Here is a 19,975-nt window from a genome sequence, read left to right on the forward strand (position 1 = left end):
ATGCTAAGACTAATGATCGTTGATGATGAAGAAATAATTCGTACTGCTATATCTAAGATGATAGATTTTACATCCTTAGGCTATGAACTGATTGCAACTGCCAAAAACGGAATGGAGGCATTTGACATTATTTGTGACAGTTATCCAGATGTAATCATTACGGATATAAAAATGCCCATTCTAAATGGGCTTGAGCTGATTGAAAGAGCATATAATTTAGATATCGGAATCAATTATATTATTTTATCAGGATATGGAGAATTTGAATATGCCAAACAGGCCATGAAATATGGTGTTCAGCATTTTCTCTTGAAGCCCACCAATAAGCAAGAACTGATTAATGCATTAATTGAAATACATGACAGCCGCAATGAGGTACAGGAAAAACAGCGTCTTCAGCAGCAGCATATATTGCAAAAGGTACGTTTTCCGATGGAGCAATGCTTTTTAATGGAGTCTTTGGAATGGCAGCAGGATTTTTCCCAATGCTTTCAAAAATATGACCAATTATTGTCGTTTCCAAGCCACTGCCTACATGCTTGTATCTGTACCTTTATAGAAGATAACAATTTAAATGCCTTCTTAAAGGATATCAATAAAATGTTAGAAAAAAATCACATCACACAGTTTTTTCCGATTATCTCAGTAAAAAACACCGTAATCCTGATTATAAACGTGGAAACTTTAAACATTCAGACGAAGTTGCAGGAGTTTATTGAAAATCGAACTTATCCATCGCAGGCCGTATCGTTTCAGGCTGCCTTTATGCACTTTCATAACGTCTTTGAACTATATCAGTCAATCATAGAAAAGATTTCACGCTTTAGCCAGATTTTATTATTTGATTCTTCTCTTGTTGCATATGAAATCAGAAATAATTTGACTTCACCCTGGCGCTTAAAAGAACTGGAAAATATTATTAAAAGCTCTTCTAATGAAATGGAGTTCGAGGAAATTTTAAACACTACCTTTTCAACCTCCATTAACTTAGAAGCCGCCAAGAAAATATCCATCGAACTGTTTCTTATGCAAAATTCCTCTGTTACAGAATACTCTCTTGATATGGCTTGTGATTTCTTTCGAAAAATATATTCCTGTACTTCCACACAGGCAATTTATGAGATGCTACGCGACGTTTTGTCCACCTCCCTGCAAGAACAGCTCTCGCTTGATAGTAAACAAAAATCTTATATCCCTCTTTTAAAGAATTACGTAAACAATCATTTAGACGCTGAATATTTATCCCTGAAATGGCTTGCTGAAAATTATTTATATATCAGTGTCGGCTATTTAAGCAAGCAATTTGTCAAGGAAGAAGGTGAACGTTTTTCCGATTATCTGAATCGAATCCGTATGGAGGAGGCAAAAAAACTGCTGGCACTCTACAGCAACGACAATATCAAAAGCATCGCCAAGCAGGTAGGCTTTGGAAACAGTCCCCATTATTTCAGTCAGGTTTTTAAAAAATATGTTGGCTGTACTCCAAGTGAATTTTGGGAAACTTCGAAAACAGAGCATGTGCATAAATCACTTTGAAATAGTATTTGAATCGATTTATTACAAAGATTTTACAAAGATTATATATAAATTTTATGTCATTCATCTATAATAAATCAATCGATAAAAATAGTTAAAAAAGGGGATTGCGTTATTATGAATAAAAAATTATTATCTTTCATTTTGACAGGAACCATACTGTTGGTACAATTAACAGGTTGTATGGGAAAAACTGTTGAAAGTAACTCAAATACGACTGTCGAAACTTCGCAAAGTGTCAATGAAGGACAAAATACCGAAGCAGCAGACAAACTAAAGTATGTCTTTTTGTTAATAGGTGATGGCATGAGCACACCGCAAATTCAGCTCACCAATTATTATCTAAATGCAGTGTCAAATACTAACAATACTGCCACGGCCAATGGTACAGAAATTTTAACAAGTGAAAATCGTTTATCAATGTTAAACTTCCCTGTTGCAGGTTTTGCACAAACCTTTGACAGCACATCCTTTGCTCCTGATTCTGCTTCTACTGCCACTTCAATTGCAACAGGAAATAAAACCAGTAGCGGCAGTCTGAATGTAAATGAAGATTGTACTGTAGAATATAAAACAATCTGCGAACAGTTAAAGTCACAGAAAAATTATAAAGTCGGTATTGTAACATCGGTTAATATTAATCATGCCACTCCGGCTGCCTTTTATGCACATCAACCATCTCGAACGAATTATTATGAAATTGGATTAGAGCTAATCAAAAGTAATTTTGATTATTTTGCTGGCGGTGCATTAAAACTTCCAACCGGCACTTATAATGATCAAGAAGAATTATATGAAATAGCGATGAAACAAGGGTTTCGAGTTATTCGAACACAAAAAGCTGCAAGCGCCTTAACTGCCAAAGATGGTAAAGCAATTGTCATTGCACAAAAATTAGCAGATTATAATACTTTATCTTATGAAATAGATCGTGAGACTGATGAATGGTCACTTGCCGATTACGTGGAAAAAGGAATTGAAGTGTTAAATAACGATAACGGATTTTTTATGATGGTGGAAGGAGGGAAAATAGACTGGGCATGTCATGCAAATGATGCAGCCTCTGTCATTAATGAAACAATTGCTTTTGACCGTGCAGTCGAAAAAGCAATCGAGTTCTATAACAGCCACCCGGATGAAACATTAATAATTGTAACCGGAGATCATGAAACAGGTGGTTTAACTATTGGGTTTGCTGGTACCAACTATGATACTTTCCTGGCAAATTTTGAAAATCAGAAAATTTCATATGCCAAATTTAATTCTGAGTATGTACCATCCTACAAAGAAAATAACATTAGTTTTGACGAGGTTATGAAAGATATCAAAGCCCTATTTGGATTAGAAGCCCCAACAAATAGCAGTGAAATAAAAACAAATATAATAGATAGTGCTGATTCTCATCCTGAATCTGCGGAGGATGGATTATTAGTCTTGACGCAATATGAGTATAACAAATTAAAGGAAGCCTATGAAACAACAATGGAACGAACCGGTAATGAAACTGAATTTGAACAAGAAGAGTATGAAAAATATGGCAGTTATGAACCTCTTACCGTTACTATTACACATATTTTAAACAATAAAAGTGGTGTTAACTTTGGTTCTTATTCTCATACTGGTCTCCCCGTAGCTGTCTTTGCAAAGGGAGTTGGAGCCGAACAATTTATTGGCTATTATGATAATACTGACATCTATCATAAGCTTGCAGCGCTAACAGGAATAAAGCAACAGGAACAATAATGTTGGAACACTTTTGAATATACGCTTTTTATCTAATTAGTAAACCATATTTAGGACTGCCGTAATCATTTCACAGCAGCCCTCTTGTCTTTAGATATCTTTCTATGCCATACTCTTTTGGTCTGTCGCAAAGCTCTTAACATAGGTAATGGCATGTGCTACAGGCGGAATTGCTATTATGATTAATGTAAGGATGCCCTCTGCTCCTATCGTAACGCCATTATAGACCAAGGAATATGCAAGCGGAGACATCGTTTCAGGCGCATACATCCCGAAGAAAATCACTCCGGACAATACAGAACAGAAATATCTTCCCAATACACCAAGTGTATAACCCTTTAATAATCCATGCTTTTTGTTTGAAAATAAGCCTGAAAGTCCCAATGCTCCAAAGGCAAATATGTAATCTAAAAGCATTTGCGGCAGACTAATAATATAGGGATCAATAATCAATTGCAAAAACGCATAGGCAACACTTGTCATAAGTCCTATCTTAATACCATACCAATAACCAATCAGGCAAATAAACAGCATGCTCATTAAAGTAACCGAACCGCCCATAGGCAGCTTAAAAATCTTGATGGTAGAAGTAACCATCGCCAATGCCATTGCTAAACCTGCGAACACAATGGACTTGGTATTCATGCGCTTTTTGTTCTCACTTTTACCAATAAAGCCTGCTGCTATCACTAACGCAAGCATCGCGAGTACTAAAACTGTATAACCTGCTGTTGTAATGGAATACGTTGTGGTTCCCCACTGATCCACTACCTTTGTTACAAAAAATGACATAAAAAAACCTCCTTAAGTAATAAAAACTTGAAGGGGGCTGCTTTGGTGTGCTTCCTTACGCCGGTATTACCCGGTTCAAGTCATGAGGGTCCGTACAAATTAGTACCGTCTCAGCCAAAGGCTCCCCTAGCATAATGAATGCTATTAAATTGCTTTACGATTACTATACTGTTATTTTTATAAAATGTCAATGTTCTAACTTCTATTTATAATAAATATTTTATTATGGTAAATAATATATGAAAAGTAAAGGCACTTCAAAATTCTTTAAGAATTTGCTGCTTTCATTATTCTAAAAAAACGTTTATAATACTTAGGAAGTAACGCATTACTAAAATGTTCCATTACAAGGAGGAAATAACTTTGAAGCTTTTATCTATAGCAATTCCTTGCTATAATTCGGAAAACTACATGAAAAAATGCATTGACTCACTCCTCATCGGCGGTGAAGATGTCGAAATTGTCATTGTTGACGATGGATCATCCGATCATACTGCACAAATTGCGGATGAATATGCTGCCGCCAATCCTACTATCATCAAAGTAATTCATCAGGAAAACGGTGGACATGGTGAAGCTGTAAACACTGGTATCAAAAACGCATCTGGACTCTATTTTAAGGTAGTAGACAGTGATGACTGGGTAAATGATGCAGCTTATTATAAAATACTTGAGACGCTTAGAAATGTCGTGGGAGGTAATCAGACTCTGGACATGCTGATCAGCAATTTTGTCTATGAAAAGCAAGGCGCTGCACATAAGAAGATCATGAGTTATAAAACTGCATTTCCACAGGATGTAATCTTTACATGGAACGACGTAAAACATTTCTATAAGGGGCAATATATTCTGATGCACTCTGTTATTTATCGTACACAACTATTGCTCGACTGCGGCTTGGAGCTTCCTAAGCATACCTTTTATGTCGATAATTTATTCGTATATCAGCCATTACCCTATGTTAAAACAATGTATTATTTGAATGTCAATTTTTATAGATATTTTATCGGACGTGATGACCAATCCGTACACGAAAGCGTTATGATTAACCGAATTGATCAGCAAATTCGTGTAAACAAGCTTATGATAGACTCCTATGATGTATATAAGCTAAGCAACAAAAAGCTTCGCCATTACATGATAAGTTACATTGATATCATTACAACCGTTTCGTCTATTCTGTTGATTCGTTCCGGAACAGATGAAAATTTTGAAAAAAAGAAAGAACTTTGGAGATATCTCAAAAAGCAAAACAAACATCTTTACTATAAACTGCGCTTTGGATTACTTGGTCGTTATGTAAACCTACCCGGTAAAAGTGGACGCAAAGTATCAATTGCTGGCTATAAGCTGACGCAAAAATTCTTTGGCTTTAATTAATAGTGTATTATAGCGTTCTATATCTATAAATTCAAAAAGGTTCAGATTTTCATAATCTGAACCTTTTTGAATCAATCTACTTTTGTATCGGAAATAAGAATAGCATTAGAATACCGTTCCCTGATACTCTTCTTGCTCTTTCTCGTCTGAAAATACAAATCCATTTCTATAAACTAAGGAATAAAATCCTCCTGCCATGATAAATGCTGTTATTACATCAAACATAGAATGTTGCTTCAAAAATACTGTTGACATAATAATGAACGACATTAGGATAAAGGATGCAGTATGAAGCCCTTTTTTATTTTTTAATCTCTCACTTTTAATAATCGCCAAGTGAGTTCCTATTGAATTATATACATGAATACTTGGAAAAAGGTTCGTTGGCGTATCTGTGCGATATAAAGCCTGAACCATTTGTGTAAAAATATTATCCCTTGCAAACACCTCTGGTCTTAACTGATGTCCATTTGGATACACCGTCGATATGAGCAAAAAGATAGTCATACCGATAAACATGAATACACACATCTTATAATAACTTTTTATATCACAAAAGAAAAAATATAAAAAGGTTACAGCTACATAGCCAAACCAGAGCATGTATGGAATGACAAATACTTCAATAAAAGGGATTTTATCATCAATGCTCATATGGATAACATGGTAGTTCTTTACTACGTGCTTCTCTAAATACATGAACCACGGTAAATAAATAAAAGCATATAACCAAGTCACTGCATGCTTATACTTTTTTATAAAATCCATAAATTTCATAAATACCAACCTTTCAATGTTGAAACACACCTATCTTGGATTATAGCATACTGCTTTTTTATAAACAACCTATTCCAAACATCTTAATAAAGTCTTAAATATTTCCCGCTATAATAGTCAATTTCTCTGGTATCGACTTTACTGTAACATAATTTTGCTTTCCCAATGATTCCCCATCAGCATGTACCGGCAGCATATTCGATGTTTTTATAGACAACTCCCTGCATCGAATAATATCTACCGCCTTATATCTTATATGCTTGCCTGTAAAAGCGGTAGGAAGTAAAAACAAGAATTTAATTTTACTTAGTTTATTCACAACACAGATATCTAGCATCCCATCCTGGTAATCAGCCTGTGGGCACAGCTTGAGTCCACCCCCCTCATACTTATGTATATGTGAGGAGATGAAATAAATTTCTTTATAATTTCTACTTAATTTGCCATCCATGATTATAGTTGCACCTTCTGTTTTAAACTTAGCAAGCTGCTTAAGCGCAATTCCCACATACGTTAATTTCCCTAATTTTATTTTATTTAACACCGCTTTTAACTTGGAATCTAAAGCTTCATGACAAATGGACGCATCAAAGCCAATACCCGTACTAACTACAAACCGTCTTGTATTACTACTTGCTGTTACCTCACCTAAATCCAGCTTTTGAAAATATTTCGGCTTCAATATGTTAAGAATAGCCTCTCTGGGTTTTGATGGTAATTTAAGACTTCTCGCCAAATCATTGCTAGAGCCTGTCGGAATATAGCCTATTATCACATTGTCCAGATGTGTAATTCCATTCACCACCTCATTCATGGTTCCATCACCGCCTAAAACTACCAGCCTCAACTTTTCATTTCCTTCGGTTATCCTTTTCACAAGTTTAGTGGCATGACCTTTATATTCTGTAAAATAAACTTCATATTTGACATTTTGATTTTGCAGCAGGCCCTTTACCTGCTTCCATATTACTCTGGCATAGCCCGACTTCGAATGTAAATTTACTATGAAATACAACACAATAGAAAAACTCCTTCCTTGGTACCTATCTTTATATTATCAGTTTATGTTATGATGGTCAACCTATGAAAGCTTGGAAGTTTGCTTGTAAAATCTAGCAAGATAGGGTATATTATTTAAGAAAGTATTCATACTAGTAACGAAACAAAAGAAAATATAAATGAGGACATATTTATGAAAAAAAATCTTATCGTTGGCCAATCTGGCGGACCTACAGCCGTAATCAATTCCAGTTTATACGGTGTAATCAGCGAGGCGTTTCAATCAAGTGATACCATTGATAACATTTATGGAATGGAAAATGGTATTGAAGGCTTTTTAAAAGGCAGCATAATTGATATTACCCACAAAATCTCAAACGAGGAGCTAGAAGCAATCAAAACTACTCCCGGCGCATATCTTGGCTCTTGCCGTTATAAGCTTCCGGAGGATTTAGAAGATGAAGTATATTCCAAATTATTTACCGCATTTGAGAAGCTGAATATTGGCTATTTCCTTTATATTGGGGGAAATGATTCTATGGATACCGTAAGTAAGCTTGCACGATATGCAGACTCCATTAACAGTACCATAAGAATCATTGGAATACCTAAAACAATCGACAATGACTTAGTTCATACCGATCATACGCCGGGTTATGGAAGTGCCGCCAAATTTGTGGCTTACAGTGTTAGGGAAATCGCATTGGACGCTTCTATCTATGATACCAAATCTGTCACTATAGTTGAAATAATGGGACGAAATGCAGGCTGGCTTACCGCTGCCAGTGTACTTGCAAGAAAACATGAGAATGATAACCCTGTACTTATCTATCTTCCTGAAACTGATTTTAATAAAGAAGCTTTTATTTCACAGCTTAATCAGCATTTGGAAGTAACAAATAATCTTGTCGTATGTGTATCCGAGGGCTTACACGATGCTTCTGGAAATTTTGTATGTGAAAACGAGACATGTACCGAGGTTGATAATTTCGGTCATAAAATGCTGAATGGATGCGGTAAGTATCTGGAAAATCTGGTAAAGAATCATTTGAACGTAAAGGTACGCTCAATTGAGTTAAATGTTACACAGCGTTGCAGCTCAGCCCTGTTATCTCTTACTGATTTATCCGAGGCAGCAATTGCAGGTAAAACCGGTGTAAAAGCTGCACTAAATGGTGCAACCGGTCAGATGGTTGCCTTTAAGCGCATATCGGATACCCCTTACCAGTTAACTTATGAGCTGGTGGACGTGAATGAAATATGTAATCAGGAAAAAAGGATCCCACTTGAATGGATTACCAAGCAAGGAACTGATGTAAGCAACGATTTTATATCCTATGTACAACCATTAATCCAGGGAAACATAAGTGTTTCGCTTGAGGATGGTCTGCCTGTTTTTGCATACCGCAAATAGCAAAACGATAAGACCCAATATAAAATGCTGATTTTAAGAGCAAAATCCTTGCTCAAAAATCAGCATTTTAAAATATGTAATCTGTAATACTATTCTTATTCATTTTTCAATGATACGTTTTATTAAGTAAATCATACTTTATCTGAATTTTTGACTTTTATACTTTTGAAGTCTGAGGCTTTTGTATGCATACCTTTTGCCTCTATGGCTTCACTAGTCGTTTCTTTTGTATTTATACCTTCTGGCTCTGTTTCTTCACTAGCCGTTTCTTTTGTATTTTTACCTTCCGGCTCTATTTCTTCACTAGCCGTTTCTTTTGTATTTTTACCTTCCGGCTCTGTTTCTTCACTGGTCGCTTCTTTTGTATTTTTACCTTCCGGCTCTATTTCTTCACTGGTCGCTTCTTTTGTATTTTTACCTTCCGGCTCTATGGCTTCACTGCCTATACTTTCCTCTTGTTCTTCAGTATTTTTCAGCATATCTTCCATTTCCTGACTTAATTTCTCGGAACCATATTTAGTAAGTGCTGCCTGAATTGCATCAGTATAAAGACCCGCTCCCATTGCGCTTCCATCTTCACTTTGACTGCTTTTATCCATGGCTGCCAAAACACAAGCTTGCGTACAGGCTTCTGCCACAGCCGCAGCCTTTGCTGTTTCGGATTTAGCTGTTTTTAACGCCTCTTCCAGATTTTCTCGTAAACGGTTGGCTCTCATAGCCTTACGATACAAATCAGGATAGTTTTCTCTCAGATATTTTTTCTCCTCACTGGAAACCTGCTTACCCTGTGCAATCTTTCTGGCAATCACCTGAGGATGCATTTTTTTATTCCGTTGATTATCCGTTTTGGATGTTGCCAAAGTACCTGTAGTGCTGTTACTGTTTGTTTTATTCTTATTTGTCAGACTACTTCCTGTTGAAATCGTGCCCTGAATACTGACATCATTTCCGTACAGACTTTTTCTGATTAAACTATTTGCATTCAAACTGACACTCATAACTCATCCCTTACCTTTCTGCTTACTCAATAAACTCTGTAAGGTATATCGTCATAAATAATCTATTTTTTACCAAATTAATAAAAACGTAAGCTATTTTAAAAAGCCATTGATAATTTGTGCTTCTGCTTCACTCTCCGTCAGACCAAGTGTCATTAGCTTAATTAACTGTTCACCTGCAATTTTTCCGATTGCTGCTTCATGAATCAGACTTGCTTCTATATCATTTGCCGTAATTTCAGGAATCGCACTGACTGATGCATGATCCATGATAATTGCATCGCATTCGGTATGTCCCATACATTTTGCATTCCCATTAATCTTGGATAAAAATGTCTGCTTAGAATTTTCCTTTGCTACTGAACGTGAAATAACATTGGTACTGGAATTTTCACCATTTAGATTAACCTCAAAATCAGTTTTAGCATACTGATTTCCATGTGTCAAAATCTTTTCCTTAATCACTAAGGTGGAATCCTTGCCAAGAGTCGCTTTAGTGGTGCGCACTGTAGAATCCACACCCTTGATTTGTACCGAATCCATTTCCATATATCCGCCTTCTTCAATTTGGATAATAGTAACCGGATTTAGAACTCTTTCTCCTTTGCCATCTCCTTCTCCGTAGTGCTTTTCCACATATTTTATCTTTGCATTTTTGCCAATATAAAAGGTATGGACACCATCATGCTGTGATTTTGCATCTCCTGCATTATGAATCCCACAGCCTGCTATAATGGTTACGTCAGCATTTTCACCAATAAAGAAATCATTATAAACCACTTCCTCTAAGCCAGTCTGGCTTAATACAACCGGTATATGAACACTTTCATTTTTTGTATTTGGCTTTATGATAATATCAATGCCTGACTTGTCTTCCTTTGTCACAATATCAATATTTTCAGTTGTATTTCTGGCACTGCTTTTTCCATTTGTTCTGATGTTATAAGCACCGACAGGAATCTCATGAAGATTGGCAATCTCCTTTAACAAATTCTTTTGTATTTCATCCATATTAATTATCTCCTTTATAGAATTTGCAGCTTCCTGCTGTATTTAATAATTCCGGTAAAATTTCACTCTTTGTTCCTACATTTGTAATCTCACCGCCGGATAACACAACAATTTCATCGGCAATGTTAAGTATTCTTTCCTGATGCGAAATAATTACAATAGATCCCTTTATTTCTTTATGAAGCTTCTCAAATACCCTGATTAAATTGTTAAAACTCCATAAATCAATACCAGCCTCCGGTTCATCAAAGACTGACAGCTTGGTTCCTCTGGCTATCACCATTGCAATCTCGATTCGCTTTAATTCGCCGCCTGAAAGACTTGCATTCACTTCCCTGTTAATATAGTCTCTTGCACAAAGCCCTACCTCTGATAAATAATCACAAGCACTTGAAGTACTTAATTTCTTGCCTGCCGCAAGCCGTATCAAATCCTTAACGGTTACGCCCTTAAATCTAACCGGTTGTTGAAATGCAAAGCTGATTCCTGCATTTGCTCTGTCTGTAATGCTCATATTTGTGATGTCTTGTCCATCTAACAATATTTGTCCGCTTGTCGGTTTTATAATACCGGCTATTATTTTAGCAAGTGTAGATTTACCACCGCCATTTGGTCCTGTAATAGCAATAAGTCTTGCGTCATCTATCGTTAAATCGATATTTTTTAATATCCCTATTGAAGCATTTTCACCGATTACTTCAAAGGATACATTTTTTAGTTCTAACATATCTTACCTCCATGTCATTTGTATCTATTATAAATTCACTTTCATTATGTAATGCCACTTTAAAAAGTATAACAACACTAGTATTTATATGTCAACGATTCTATCTTATTTCGCAGACAAAATATCTAAAAAGTTCTCATAGGACAAAGCTTATTATTCTATGGACTCACTTAGATTTCACTCTACCTTAGATGTCTTACCTATAGAATTATAACAAAGTAGTAAAACCAATAATTTGATTTTACTACTTTGTTATAATTCTTACAAGATATCTAATTCATTTTTTATTATGCCTTCGTTTATTAATGATGCCTCCAATACGTCCTGTCTCCTTGGCAGAAAGACTTTTCCAGCCATCAGAGAGAACTCTGTCTAACAACCCTAATTCCTCTGCTATTTCATACTTCATTTTATCTTCAGGAGTTATATTGTTGATATCGATTTTATTTTCTTTTTTCTTACTCATAAAAATACTCCTTTCGCTTCTGCTACTAGGAGTATCGCCTTATTTGAACAAATTATTCAATGTTAATTAATATTCAAGCTTTAGTACAATATTTTGTGGATAATCTCCGAAGCAGTCTCCAAATATATTAACTCCTCCTATATTCTGTGCATCTTCCTTAATCCCAATACGAATTGAAATATAAGGATAATCCGCCAAACTATAATCTTTCATCACATTTTCATTGACCTTTTCTTTACCAATAAAGGTACCTTTATCTGTTAGCCTCCAGGTTTTCAGCATGCCATATTGTGTATTCTTATCCGGCCACCAATCTGGATTAAGCTTCCCTCTTCTTCCTCCAAAGTCACTTGGAGAACACCAGGTTCCAGCATCTATTCCATTAATCCAGACTGTAATATCTGACTTACAGTTTAAATCGTAATCTGGTGCTTCAGAGCATAGCTCCATCGAAAGCTCTGCACTCTTTACTCTTCGCTTTTGGATTACAGCGTTAGGAAAACGATATTCCACATACCCTGCTCCAAACCATAGAAGCTTAGCTGTTATTCTGGCTGGATTATAAAAGCACCTTGGCTCATCCTCATCATCAATATGGCTCTTTTCATTTACAATTCCACAGGTTGGAGTGACCTTATAATCTACATAATTACCAATCGGCATACTAATTACTTCTATACCGTTCTTACTTCTATTTTCATCATGATTCAGAGTGATATTTAATTCCTCTGTTTGCTTATAGCATACTTTCATCGATCCTCTGATTCCCGGCTGCAAATCACATCGAATCAACCCTGCTTCCTCTAATACCTTTACGTTTAAAGCTGCCGTAGAAGCAGGAATGTCTAGTCTCTCTGCAATTTCATTCACCTTAAGGCTTTCCTTACAAAGCAATTTCAGTATATCAATTCTAACCTCTGACGCTAACGCTCTTGCTGTTAAAACTAAATCAGAATGATCCAAATCCAGATTTCTCTTCTCCATCAAATTCTCCTACTATATGATTGTCTTAATTATAATAAATATAAATTATGTTTTATTCCATATCTTTATTTTATCATATAATCTTAAATGGTCAACTGCCAGTTATCTGAAAATAAAATAGTAATTTATCCTAATGTTTGTTATTCTATATTCTTATCCGTTTGATTTCGAAACCGTTCAATCATTTCACTTGTCAAACTTATTTGGGACGGACTTTTGGGTATCTTCTCTCTTTCAAACCATGTGGCTTCGGAAAGCTCGCTTTCTTGAAGTGTTACAGTTTCATCTCCATCTACCTCCGCAAAATATCCAACCAGCAAAGCACCTGAAAATGGCCAAGGCTGAGTCTTATAATAAGTAATGTTTTTTACATTGAGTCCGACTTCTTCCATTACTTCACGACGAACGGTTTGCTCTAGGTCTTCTCCTATTTCAGCATATCCTGCCACCAAAGCATAGTTTTTATATATTCCATATGCATATTTTGTCATTAAAAGCTTGTTTCCATTCGTAATGGCAACAATAACGGAAGGTGCCAATGTCGGATAAATGATATCCGAACAATTTGGACAAAACAAAGCCCTCTCTGTACTATGTAATACTAACTTTTGGGCACATCTTCCACAATATTTATGACTGTCATACCACAAAGACAACTGCCCTCCCACGGCCGCGGCAAATGCCATCCACATGGGCTTTTCCGTCCTTAGCTTATGAAGATTTTCATATTTAAATTCGTTATCTTCTTCAATTAACCTGTCATTTACTAAAAAAAAGTTAATTTCATCTATGGAAAATAGATAGATTGCACTCTTATCTATATTAAAATACTTAGATACAAAATCCTTAAATGTAGGCAATTTAATTTCCTCTTGCCGTCTTACTAATATGGTTCCCTCTTTTATAGAGATAATAAAATCGTCTTTTGCCGGTTTTTTATCCATATATTGGTTGTTAAAAATGTGAGGTGCTATATCTTGAAGCATTGTTTCTTCCTCCTGTTTGCTTACGTATACTTTTTACTTATTATAGCACAAATGTTTTACATTCTCTAAAAGAATGTTATACTAGATACTATAAAATTATTATGAGGTGATAAAATGACAGAAGAAACTAATGTTACAGAAAATATGCCATCTATGGCAGATTTTGAATCTGAGCTTGAGAACTCTTTTAAAAAATTAAAAGAAAAAGATATGATAACCGGCACTGTGATCGGTGTTTCTGAAACAGAGGTAACGGTAGATCTTGGAAGCTACAGTGAAGGAATTATTAAGCTGGAGGAACTAAGCAATGACCCTCACTTTTCCATAAAATCTATTCAAGTTGGAGATCAAGTATCTGCTGAGGTTCTATACGAGGACGTGGAAGGACGAATCTTTCTCTCCAGAAAAAACGCTTATGATGTCCTTTCCTGGGATGCATTAAGGGAAATGCTTGCAAATAAAACAGTATGTAATGTAAAAATTGAAGAAGCAGTAAATAGCGGAGTAATTACCTACTTAAATGGAATACGTGCATTTATTCCAGCTTCCCAATTATCCTTACAATACATCGAGGATTTAAACAGTTTTGTAGGCACTAAGCTGGATGTACAGGTAATTGAAGTAAATCAAGAGGATAATAGGCTGATTCTATCTGCCAAGATGCTGTTAAAAGAAAAGGCTCTCGCTGATAAGAACAGTCGGATTTCCAAATTACAACCCGGACTGATTCTAACGGGAAAGGTCGAAACAATTGTGCCTTATGGCGCATTTGTCAATATCGGTGAAGATTTAACCGGCCTGGTTCATATCTCTCAAATATGTGGCCGCCGCATCAAGTCTCCAAAAGAGATAATCAAAGAAGGCGAGAGCGTTACCGTTAAAATTCTGGATATCAAAGACGGTAAAATCAGTCTAAGTATGAAAGCAGTTCAAGAGAATGCTGAGATTTTAGATGATGCTGCGGATGCTGCCTATGAATATAGTTCAGGTGAGGAGGCTTCAACAAGCTTAGCCTCTCTTCTTGGCAAATTTAAACTGTAGTATTTTTAAAGATAGGAAACACCTTGTTATCCCAGTTTTATAACAGGGCGTTTCCTATCTTTAAGTAAAAAAGAGCGCATAATGCAGTTACTTTATGACATATTTTAAATACTTTCTCCATTAGAAAGTTACATTACTACAGTCTTTTACTTCATCAGCCTTTTCCTTATCCAATCTTATATTACTTCCTATAATACCAGCTAATATCAGTATTACTCCAACCCATTGAAGCCAATTCACTTGCTCTTTCAAGACAACCAAAGACATAATAATAGCCACGGGAAGCTCAGAAGCAGGCAATATTGTACCAAGTCCTGGTCCAACATGAGGCATTCCAATTAAAAAGAGAAGTGGTGGAAGAACCACTCCAAATATACCAAGTATCAATCCGTATGGAGCCATACCCATTAAGACTGAAAAGTTAAATAAGAATGTGGGTCGCAGCAATACAATAATAACGATAAAAGCGCCTGTAGAAAAAAGAGCACTTTTAAGTAACGGAGTCGTATTTTTTCCCACTATACTACTTAGAAAAAGAGACAAGGTATAAGTCAGAGAAGAAAGCAATCCCCAAATGACTCCTTGCCATGAAAGAGCAACCCCTTGCTGAGTAGTAATATTTGCAGCCAAAAAAGAGCCAATTAGCAAAATAACAATGGAAAGAAGCTTTCCTTTTGTCGGTTTTTTCTTGTAGAAGATCCAATCAAATAAAGTGCCAATCCAGACAAATTGAAATAAAAAAACAATTGCCATAGATGCATTAAGAGTTTTTAATGATTGATAATAAAATAAACCGGTTAAAGCAAACGGAATTCCACATAATAACAATATGAATGCTTCCTTTAAAGATATTTTATTATTTTTTGTAAATAAAACAGCTCCCCAAATAATCACTGTGCCAAAAAAATACTGTCCTCCTGATACCTCAGTCAGTGAAAAACCTGCGGCGTAAGCTAGTTTTACAAAGGTTGATAAGATTCCATATGAACAGCCTCCTAAAAATACGGCCAATGCATAATATCCTTTTTTCAAAATTTTCTCCTTTCTGTTAATTAGAACGAGCTATGTAATTCTCACACTGTAGTGGATTGCAAAACGACTACTTCCTTACCCGTGTCTTAGCGATCTTTTATACGTTACCACAACAAGGTCTTTCTTATGAAACAAAAAAACCACACAATCATCATATTGACAACTGTGTGGCGAAAATAGAATTTCTCTAGAAAAGTCCACGTAAAAATTTTTATTATTTAATTTCTATTAAAGTATAAAATTAATTTTTTGAATTGTCAAGAAAAAGCTTGAACTAACTATATTGTCTTTTGATTGATTTTTGATAATGTCAGAAAAAGCTTGAACTAACTAATATGTCATATAGAACTGTTCAGCTGCTAATTTTTCATTTTAGGATTAAACATAAGCGAAGCAAGATAGCCAAGGATTAAGGCACCGGAAATCCCGACAGCACTTGCTGTAAAGCCTCCCATAAATATGCCAATAAAGCCATCCTGATCGATTGCCTCCTTCACACCTTTCCACAAAACATTTCCAAAGCCAAGTAAGGGGACACTGGCTCCTGCTCCTGCAAATTTTAAAAAAGGTTCATAAATACCAAGTGCTCCTAAAACTGCTCCCGAACATACCAGTAATACCATAATTCTACCCGGCATCAGCTTCGTTCGATCCATCAATATCTGAACAATTGCACAAATTAATCCACCAATCCAAAACGCATTTATATAATCCATTTTTTTGACTCCTTTTTTCCTTTCATTACTACTATATTTCCCCAAAAATTGTAATATATACATTTTTATTTCATGTACTGTTTTTGTAACATTGCCAGTCTTTAGCGTTGTATCGGTGCGTAATCTATGCTATATTAATATTATTAATTATAATTGTAAAAGTAGATATTCGTTATCCGCTTTATTACGTGCTCATCATAACCCTATTATCCATTCGTGATATTTTCGAAAGAGCTTATACTTCTATTAAAAAGGATGTTCATACCATGAATCGAAGACTTCCTTGATATCCTTGATAAGATTAAACTATGAAATTTTATGCTTTTTACCATAATCTACATATTCAAATAGATAAATGTATACACTTTTTAGAATGATTATTTATTTGAATTCAAACAGCTAAAATAAATATGAAATGAGGTATCTATCATGACAAAAAAGAGACTTGTAGTTGCGCTTGGCCGTGAAGCTTTCGGTGCAATTATTCCTGAACAGAAAAAAGCAGTAAAACGGGCCGCCAAAGCAATTGCTGATTTAGTAGAGGCTAAATATCAAATTATTATAACTCATAGCAATGGTCCACAAGTAGGCATGCTTCATACCGCTATGACTGAATTCAGCCGGCTTGACAATGCCTATACGGTAGCTCCTATGTCCGTATGCGGGGCACTCAGTCAGGGTTATATTGGATATGACTTGCAAAATGCAATCCGCAGTGAATTACTGGAACGTGGTATTTATAAGCCTGTTTCTACCATTATTACACAGGTTCGCGTTGATCCATTTGATGAAGCTTTCCATCACCCTACTAAGGTAATCGGCCGCTACATGACCAAAGACGAGGCTGCTATAGAAGAGGAAAAAGGAAATTATGTGATGAAAGAAGAGAAGGGGTTTCGAAGAGTCGTTGCTACTCCAAAGCCAATCGATATTTATGAAATTGATGCAATCAAAGCATTAAGCGATGCAAATCAGCTTGTCATTGCCTGCGGAGGCGGTGGTATTCCTGTATTAGAGCAGGGAACTCATCTAAGAGGGGCAAGTGCAGTAATTGAAAAAGATACTGCCTCTGCTAAACTTGCTGATATGCTTGATGCAGATGAAATTTTGTTTTTGACCGGTGTGGAGAAAGTTTGTTTAAACTATCATACACCAGAAGAAACTACACTGAATACCATAACAGTAGAGGAAGCGAAAAACTATGTTAGGGAAGGACATTTTCCAGAAACCTCCATGTTACCCAAAATAGAAGCATCTATTGAATTTGTTTCTAAGAAACCAGGCAGAAAAGCTGTCATTACTCATCTAGACAAAGCAAAGGATGCCATGTTAGAAAAAACAGGAACTATAATTGTAAACTCTTAAATGATGGCTGTCGCACTAAAACTATTAGTGCGCAGCTCCATTTTATTATGCGAAAATCTTGATAGATAACTCTGTGTTTGCTTTTCAGATCATCTATTCTCATCGATCATGCTTATCCCTCTCTAAAAATATTTGTAAAATATATAATCAATTATTTACATTAACAAATTGTACTGTTCCTAAAATTTTGTAAATTGCATTGACGGAATTCATTGAAAATGGCCATTTTGAAAAATATCAAAACATATTAAAAACATATTACAAAAAAAATATGAACTATTATGTCATTCTATAAGAAATATTTTTAAAAATGATGCTACAATACATGGTAGTAGTGTCGGTTTACACATATTACTAAGCATAAACTGTTCCTATAATCAGACAGAATTAATTGAAAGGGCTTCTAATAATGGAGTAACAATTTATCCTGTTGATCATTACTGGATAAACAAAAAAAGTTGTCCTCAAAATCAAATTATGCTAAGGAAGACAGATTAATTTCTCCATCAAATACAACTTCTGCCGGCCCTGTCATAAACACTTTGTTTTTCTCTTGATCCCATTTGATAATCAAATCGCCGCCTAATAAATGAATTGTAACCTCATTCTCTGTATAACCATTCAGAATAGAGGCAACGGTAGTTGCACATGCACCTGTTCCACAAGCCAGTGTTTCTCCTGCTCCTCTTTCCCAGACACGCATTTCAATTGTTTTTTTATCAATGATTCTGGCAAATTCAGTATTTGTTCTGTTGGGAAATCTACTATGCTTTTCAAATTTAGGTCCTAGCTTTTCAATTTCAAGTCCCTTAACATCCTCCATATAAATAACGGCATGTGGATTGCCCATTGAAACACATGTCATCTGATAAATTGTCCCATCTACATCGATTGGCTGGCTTACGACCTGATCTCCTTCTGCCACAACCGGGATCTTTGCTGGAAGCAATTCAGGGTTTCCCATATCTACCTTTATGAGTACTGCCTTATCATCCTTTGTAGTCAGCTCTAAGAATTTAATCCCGGCAAGTGTTTCGATTGTAATATTTGTATCTCTGGTCAAGCCGTAGTCATATACATATTTTCCAACACATCTGATTCCATTTCCACACATTTCACTTTGTGTGCCATCAGAATTATACATTTCCATTTTAAAATCGGCCACATCAGAAGGCTTAATTAAAATTAATCCATCTGAACCAATACCAAAATGACGGTCACTTACCATCTTTGCAGTCTCACTTGGATAATCTATTTTTTCCCGAAAGCAGTTTACATATACATAATCATTACCGATTCCTTGCATTTTAGTAAATTTCATACGAATCTTTCCCTCTTTTCCTCTTTTATATGATTAACAATTATAACCCCTGCACTAACTAAAAACAGAGTATTTTTTGCTTCATAGGTTGCAAATAATGCTCTGTTTTAGCTTTGGAGTCCAATATTACTATTCTCTCATCAAGGTGAGTATCATCTGGGCTGTTTCTACCAGATTGGTACCACTATCCATACTGCACCTTTGAATGTATCGATGTGCTTCTTCCTCCGACATATTATTGCGATCCATCAGCAAAAGCTTAGCCTGCTGTATCAATTCCTTTTCATGCTCATTTCGCTCTCGCGGCTTAGACTTTAGCTTTTTAATCCTTCGATCCATCGTCAACACCATCATATCGACTGTGTTGACCAAATCATATGCCTTAATTGGCATTGAAAGACATATAATATCAGTATTCTTGCCTATACTTAAAATATGCGGAGAGGCAACCAAAAGCATTTCAAAGTTGGAAGATAAGCATTCATGCAAATCAGAATACATCATATCTGCAAATTTATATCCACAAACTATGATTCCATAATTTAGACTGTCTGCATAATTTAAGGCCTGTGCACCCGATGTACAGGTTGCGGCTACTGAATATCCATTTCTAACTAACAGATTTCTTATGTTTTTTGCATCCACCATATTGGGAAAAACGACGATTAGATTTACCACAATTACACC

General features: G+C 35.7%; 19 protein-coding genes and 1 riboswitch. Of the genes, 6 read left to right on the forward strand and 13 right to left on the reverse strand.

Annotation, left to right across the window (positions count from 1 at the left end; translation table 11 throughout):
• Positions 1-1,536 (forward strand): response regulator transcription factor, encoded by a 1,536-nt coding sequence (locus C8E03_RS17895; RefSeq protein WP_110291760.1) that lies wholly within the window; start codon positions 1-3, stop codon positions 1,534-1,536.
• A 117-nt stretch (positions 1,537-1,653) separates the two neighbouring features.
• Entirely contained in the window at positions 1,654-3,279 is a 1,626-nt protein-coding gene (locus tag C8E03_RS17900) for an alkaline phosphatase (protein WP_110291761.1), read from the forward strand.
• A 102-nt stretch (positions 3,280-3,381) separates the two neighbouring features.
• On the opposite strand, the gene thiT is transcribed toward C8E03_RS17900, so the two are convergent.
• Positions 3,382-4,071 (reverse strand): energy-coupled thiamine transporter ThiT, encoded by a 690-nt coding sequence (gene thiT / locus C8E03_RS17905; RefSeq protein ID WP_094377083.1) that lies wholly within the window; start codon positions 4,069-4,071, stop codon positions 3,382-3,384.
• A gap of 35 nt (positions 4,072-4,106) precedes the next feature.
• Positions 4,107-4,209: riboswitch (TPP riboswitch) on the reverse strand.
• A gap of 225 nt (positions 4,210-4,434) precedes the next feature.
• Here thiT and C8E03_RS17910 point away from each other — a divergent pair.
• Positions 4,435-5,451, forward strand: a complete 1,017-nt coding sequence (locus C8E03_RS17910) for a glycosyltransferase family 2 protein (protein ID WP_094377082.1) — start codon at positions 4,435-4,437, stop codon at positions 5,449-5,451.
• A gap of 105 nt (positions 5,452-5,556) precedes the next feature.
• Here the strand turns inward: C8E03_RS17910 and C8E03_RS17915 are convergent, their stop codons facing one another.
• Complete coding sequence (locus C8E03_RS17915; protein WP_094377081.1) at positions 5,557-6,228, reverse strand: phosphatase PAP2 family protein; 672 nt, start codon at positions 6,226-6,228, stop codon at positions 5,557-5,559.
• Between the two features lie 94 nt (positions 6,229-6,322).
• Positions 6,323-7,246, reverse strand: coding sequence for a diacylglycerol/lipid kinase family protein (locus tag C8E03_RS17920; RefSeq protein ID WP_170123056.1), 924 nt, complete (start codon positions 7,244-7,246; stop codon positions 6,323-6,325).
• A gap of 174 nt (positions 7,247-7,420) precedes the next feature.
• On the opposite strand from C8E03_RS17920, the gene C8E03_RS17925 reads away from it, so the two are divergent.
• Entirely contained in the window at positions 7,421-8,641 is a 1,221-nt protein-coding gene (locus C8E03_RS17925) for a 6-phosphofructokinase (protein ID WP_110291763.1), read from the forward strand.
• A gap of 131 nt (positions 8,642-8,772) precedes the next feature.
• Here the strand turns inward: C8E03_RS17925 and C8E03_RS17930 are convergent, their stop codons facing one another.
• The 6 genes from C8E03_RS17930 to nudC form a co-directional block, all read right to left on the reverse strand.
• Entirely contained in the window at positions 8,773-9,639 is an 867-nt protein-coding gene (locus C8E03_RS17930; protein ID WP_110291764.1) for a prolipoprotein diacylglyceryl transferase, read from the reverse strand.
• A gap of 93 nt (positions 9,640-9,732) precedes the next feature.
• Positions 9,733-10,650 (reverse strand): SufB/SufD family protein, encoded by a 918-nt coding sequence (locus C8E03_RS17935; protein ID WP_094377077.1) that lies wholly within the window; start codon positions 10,648-10,650, stop codon positions 9,733-9,735.
• Between the two features lies 1 nt (position 10,651).
• Positions 10,652-11,377, reverse strand: a complete 726-nt coding sequence (locus C8E03_RS17940; RefSeq protein WP_094377076.1) for an ABC transporter ATP-binding protein — start codon at positions 11,375-11,377, stop codon at positions 10,652-10,654.
• Positions 11,378-11,654: 277 nt separating this feature from the next.
• Positions 11,655-11,843, reverse strand: coding sequence for a small, acid-soluble spore protein, alpha/beta type (locus C8E03_RS17945; RefSeq protein WP_094377075.1), 189 nt, complete (start codon positions 11,841-11,843; stop codon positions 11,655-11,657).
• A 66-nt stretch (positions 11,844-11,909) separates the two neighbouring features.
• Entirely contained in the window at positions 11,910-12,827 is a 918-nt protein-coding gene (locus tag C8E03_RS17950; protein WP_207657818.1) for an ArsR/SmtB family transcription factor, read from the reverse strand.
• A gap of 140 nt (positions 12,828-12,967) precedes the next feature.
• Complete coding sequence (nudC, locus tag C8E03_RS17955) at positions 12,968-13,813, reverse strand: NAD(+) diphosphatase (RefSeq protein ID WP_110291766.1); 846 nt, start codon at positions 13,811-13,813, stop codon at positions 12,968-12,970.
• Positions 13,814-13,927: 114 nt separating this feature from the next.
• On the opposite strand from nudC, the gene C8E03_RS17960 reads away from it, so the two are divergent.
• The gene (locus C8E03_RS17960) at positions 13,928-14,854 is read left to right on the forward strand and encodes a S1 RNA-binding domain-containing protein (RefSeq protein ID WP_242993637.1); all 927 of its coding nucleotides are present in this window, start codon (positions 13,928-13,930) and stop codon (positions 14,852-14,854) included.
• 120 nt (positions 14,855-14,974) lie between these two features.
• Here the strand turns inward: C8E03_RS17960 and C8E03_RS17965 are convergent, their stop codons facing one another.
• Together C8E03_RS17965 and spoVAE are read right to left on the reverse strand one after the other, a co-directional pair.
• Positions 14,975-15,886, reverse strand: a complete 912-nt coding sequence (locus tag C8E03_RS17965) for an EamA family transporter (protein ID WP_094377072.1) — start codon at positions 15,884-15,886, stop codon at positions 14,975-14,977.
• 359 nt (positions 15,887-16,245) lie between these two features.
• Positions 16,246-16,602 (reverse strand): stage V sporulation protein AE, encoded by a 357-nt coding sequence (gene spoVAE / locus C8E03_RS17970; RefSeq protein ID WP_094377071.1) that lies wholly within the window; start codon positions 16,600-16,602, stop codon positions 16,246-16,248.
• Positions 16,603-17,031: 429 nt separating this feature from the next.
• Here spoVAE and arcC point away from each other — a divergent pair, with 429 nt between their 5' ends.
• Positions 17,032-17,967, forward strand: coding sequence for a carbamate kinase (arcC, locus tag C8E03_RS17975; protein WP_094377070.1), 936 nt, complete (start codon positions 17,032-17,034; stop codon positions 17,965-17,967).
• Positions 17,968-18,442: 475 nt separating this feature from the next.
• On the opposite strand, the gene dapF is transcribed toward arcC, so the two are convergent.
• Positions 18,443-19,288: a diaminopimelate epimerase gene (gene dapF / locus C8E03_RS17980; protein WP_110291767.1), complete on the reverse strand. Its 846-nt coding sequence runs from the start codon at positions 19,286-19,288 to the stop codon at positions 18,443-18,445.
• A 129-nt stretch (positions 19,289-19,417) separates the two neighbouring features.
• Positions 19,418-19,966, reverse strand: a complete 549-nt coding sequence (locus tag C8E03_RS17985) for an ANTAR domain-containing response regulator (protein ID WP_110291768.1) — start codon at positions 19,964-19,966, stop codon at positions 19,418-19,420.
• Positions 19,967-19,975: the final 9 nt, after the last annotated feature.

It is taken from the genome of Lachnotalea glycerini (genome assembly GCF_003201285.1).
In the GTDB taxonomy this organism is placed as follows: Bacteria; Bacillota; Clostridia; order Lachnospirales; family Lachnospiraceae; genus Lachnotalea; species Lachnotalea glycerini.

Bases quoted from the DNA above. Each gene is read 5' to 3' on its own strand.
- C8E03_RS17895 (WP_110291760.1), top strand. From the start codon at position 1: ATGCTAAGACTAATGATCGTTGATGATGAAGAAATAATTCGTACTGCT.
- C8E03_RS17900 (WP_110291761.1), top strand. From the start codon at position 1,654: ATGAATAAAAAATTATTATCTTTCATTTTGACAGGAACCATACTGTTG.
- thiT (WP_094377083.1), bottom strand. From the start codon at position 4,071: ATGTCATTTTTTGTAACAAAGGTAGTGGATCAGTGGGGAACCACAACG.
- C8E03_RS17915 (WP_094377081.1), bottom strand. From the start codon at position 6,228: ATGAAATTTATGGATTTTATAAAAAAGTATAAGCATGCAGTGACTTGG.
- C8E03_RS17925 (WP_110291763.1), top strand. From the start codon at position 7,421: ATGAAAAAAAATCTTATCGTTGGCCAATCTGGCGGACCTACAGCCGTA.
- C8E03_RS17930 (WP_110291764.1), bottom strand. From the start codon at position 9,639: ATGAGTGTCAGTTTGAATGCAAATAGTTTAATCAGAAAAAGTCTGTAC.
- C8E03_RS17935 (WP_094377077.1), bottom strand. From the start codon at position 10,650: ATGGATGAAATACAAAAGAATTTGTTAAAGGAGATTGCCAATCTTCAT.
- C8E03_RS17940 (WP_094377076.1), bottom strand. From the start codon at position 11,377: ATGTTAGAACTAAAAAATGTATCCTTTGAAGTAATCGGTGAAAATGCT.
- C8E03_RS17945 (WP_094377075.1), bottom strand. From the start codon at position 11,843: ATGAGTAAGAAAAAAGAAAATAAAATCGATATCAACAATATAACTCCT.
- C8E03_RS17950 (WP_207657818.1), bottom strand. From the start codon at position 12,827: ATGGAGAAGAGAAATCTGGATTTGGATCATTCTGATTTAGTTTTAACA.
- nudC (WP_110291766.1), bottom strand. From the start codon at position 13,813: ATGCTTCAAGATATAGCACCTCACATTTTTAACAACCAATATATGGAT.
- C8E03_RS17960 (WP_242993637.1), top strand. From the start codon at position 13,928: ATGACAGAAGAAACTAATGTTACAGAAAATATGCCATCTATGGCAGAT.
- spoVAE (WP_094377071.1), bottom strand. From the start codon at position 16,602: ATGGATTATATAAATGCGTTTTGGATTGGTGGATTAATTTGTGCAATT.
- arcC (WP_094377070.1), top strand. From the start codon at position 17,032: ATGACAAAAAAGAGACTTGTAGTTGCGCTTGGCCGTGAAGCTTTCGGT.
- dapF (WP_110291767.1), bottom strand. From the start codon at position 19,288: ATGAAATTTACTAAAATGCAAGGAATCGGTAATGATTATGTATATGTA.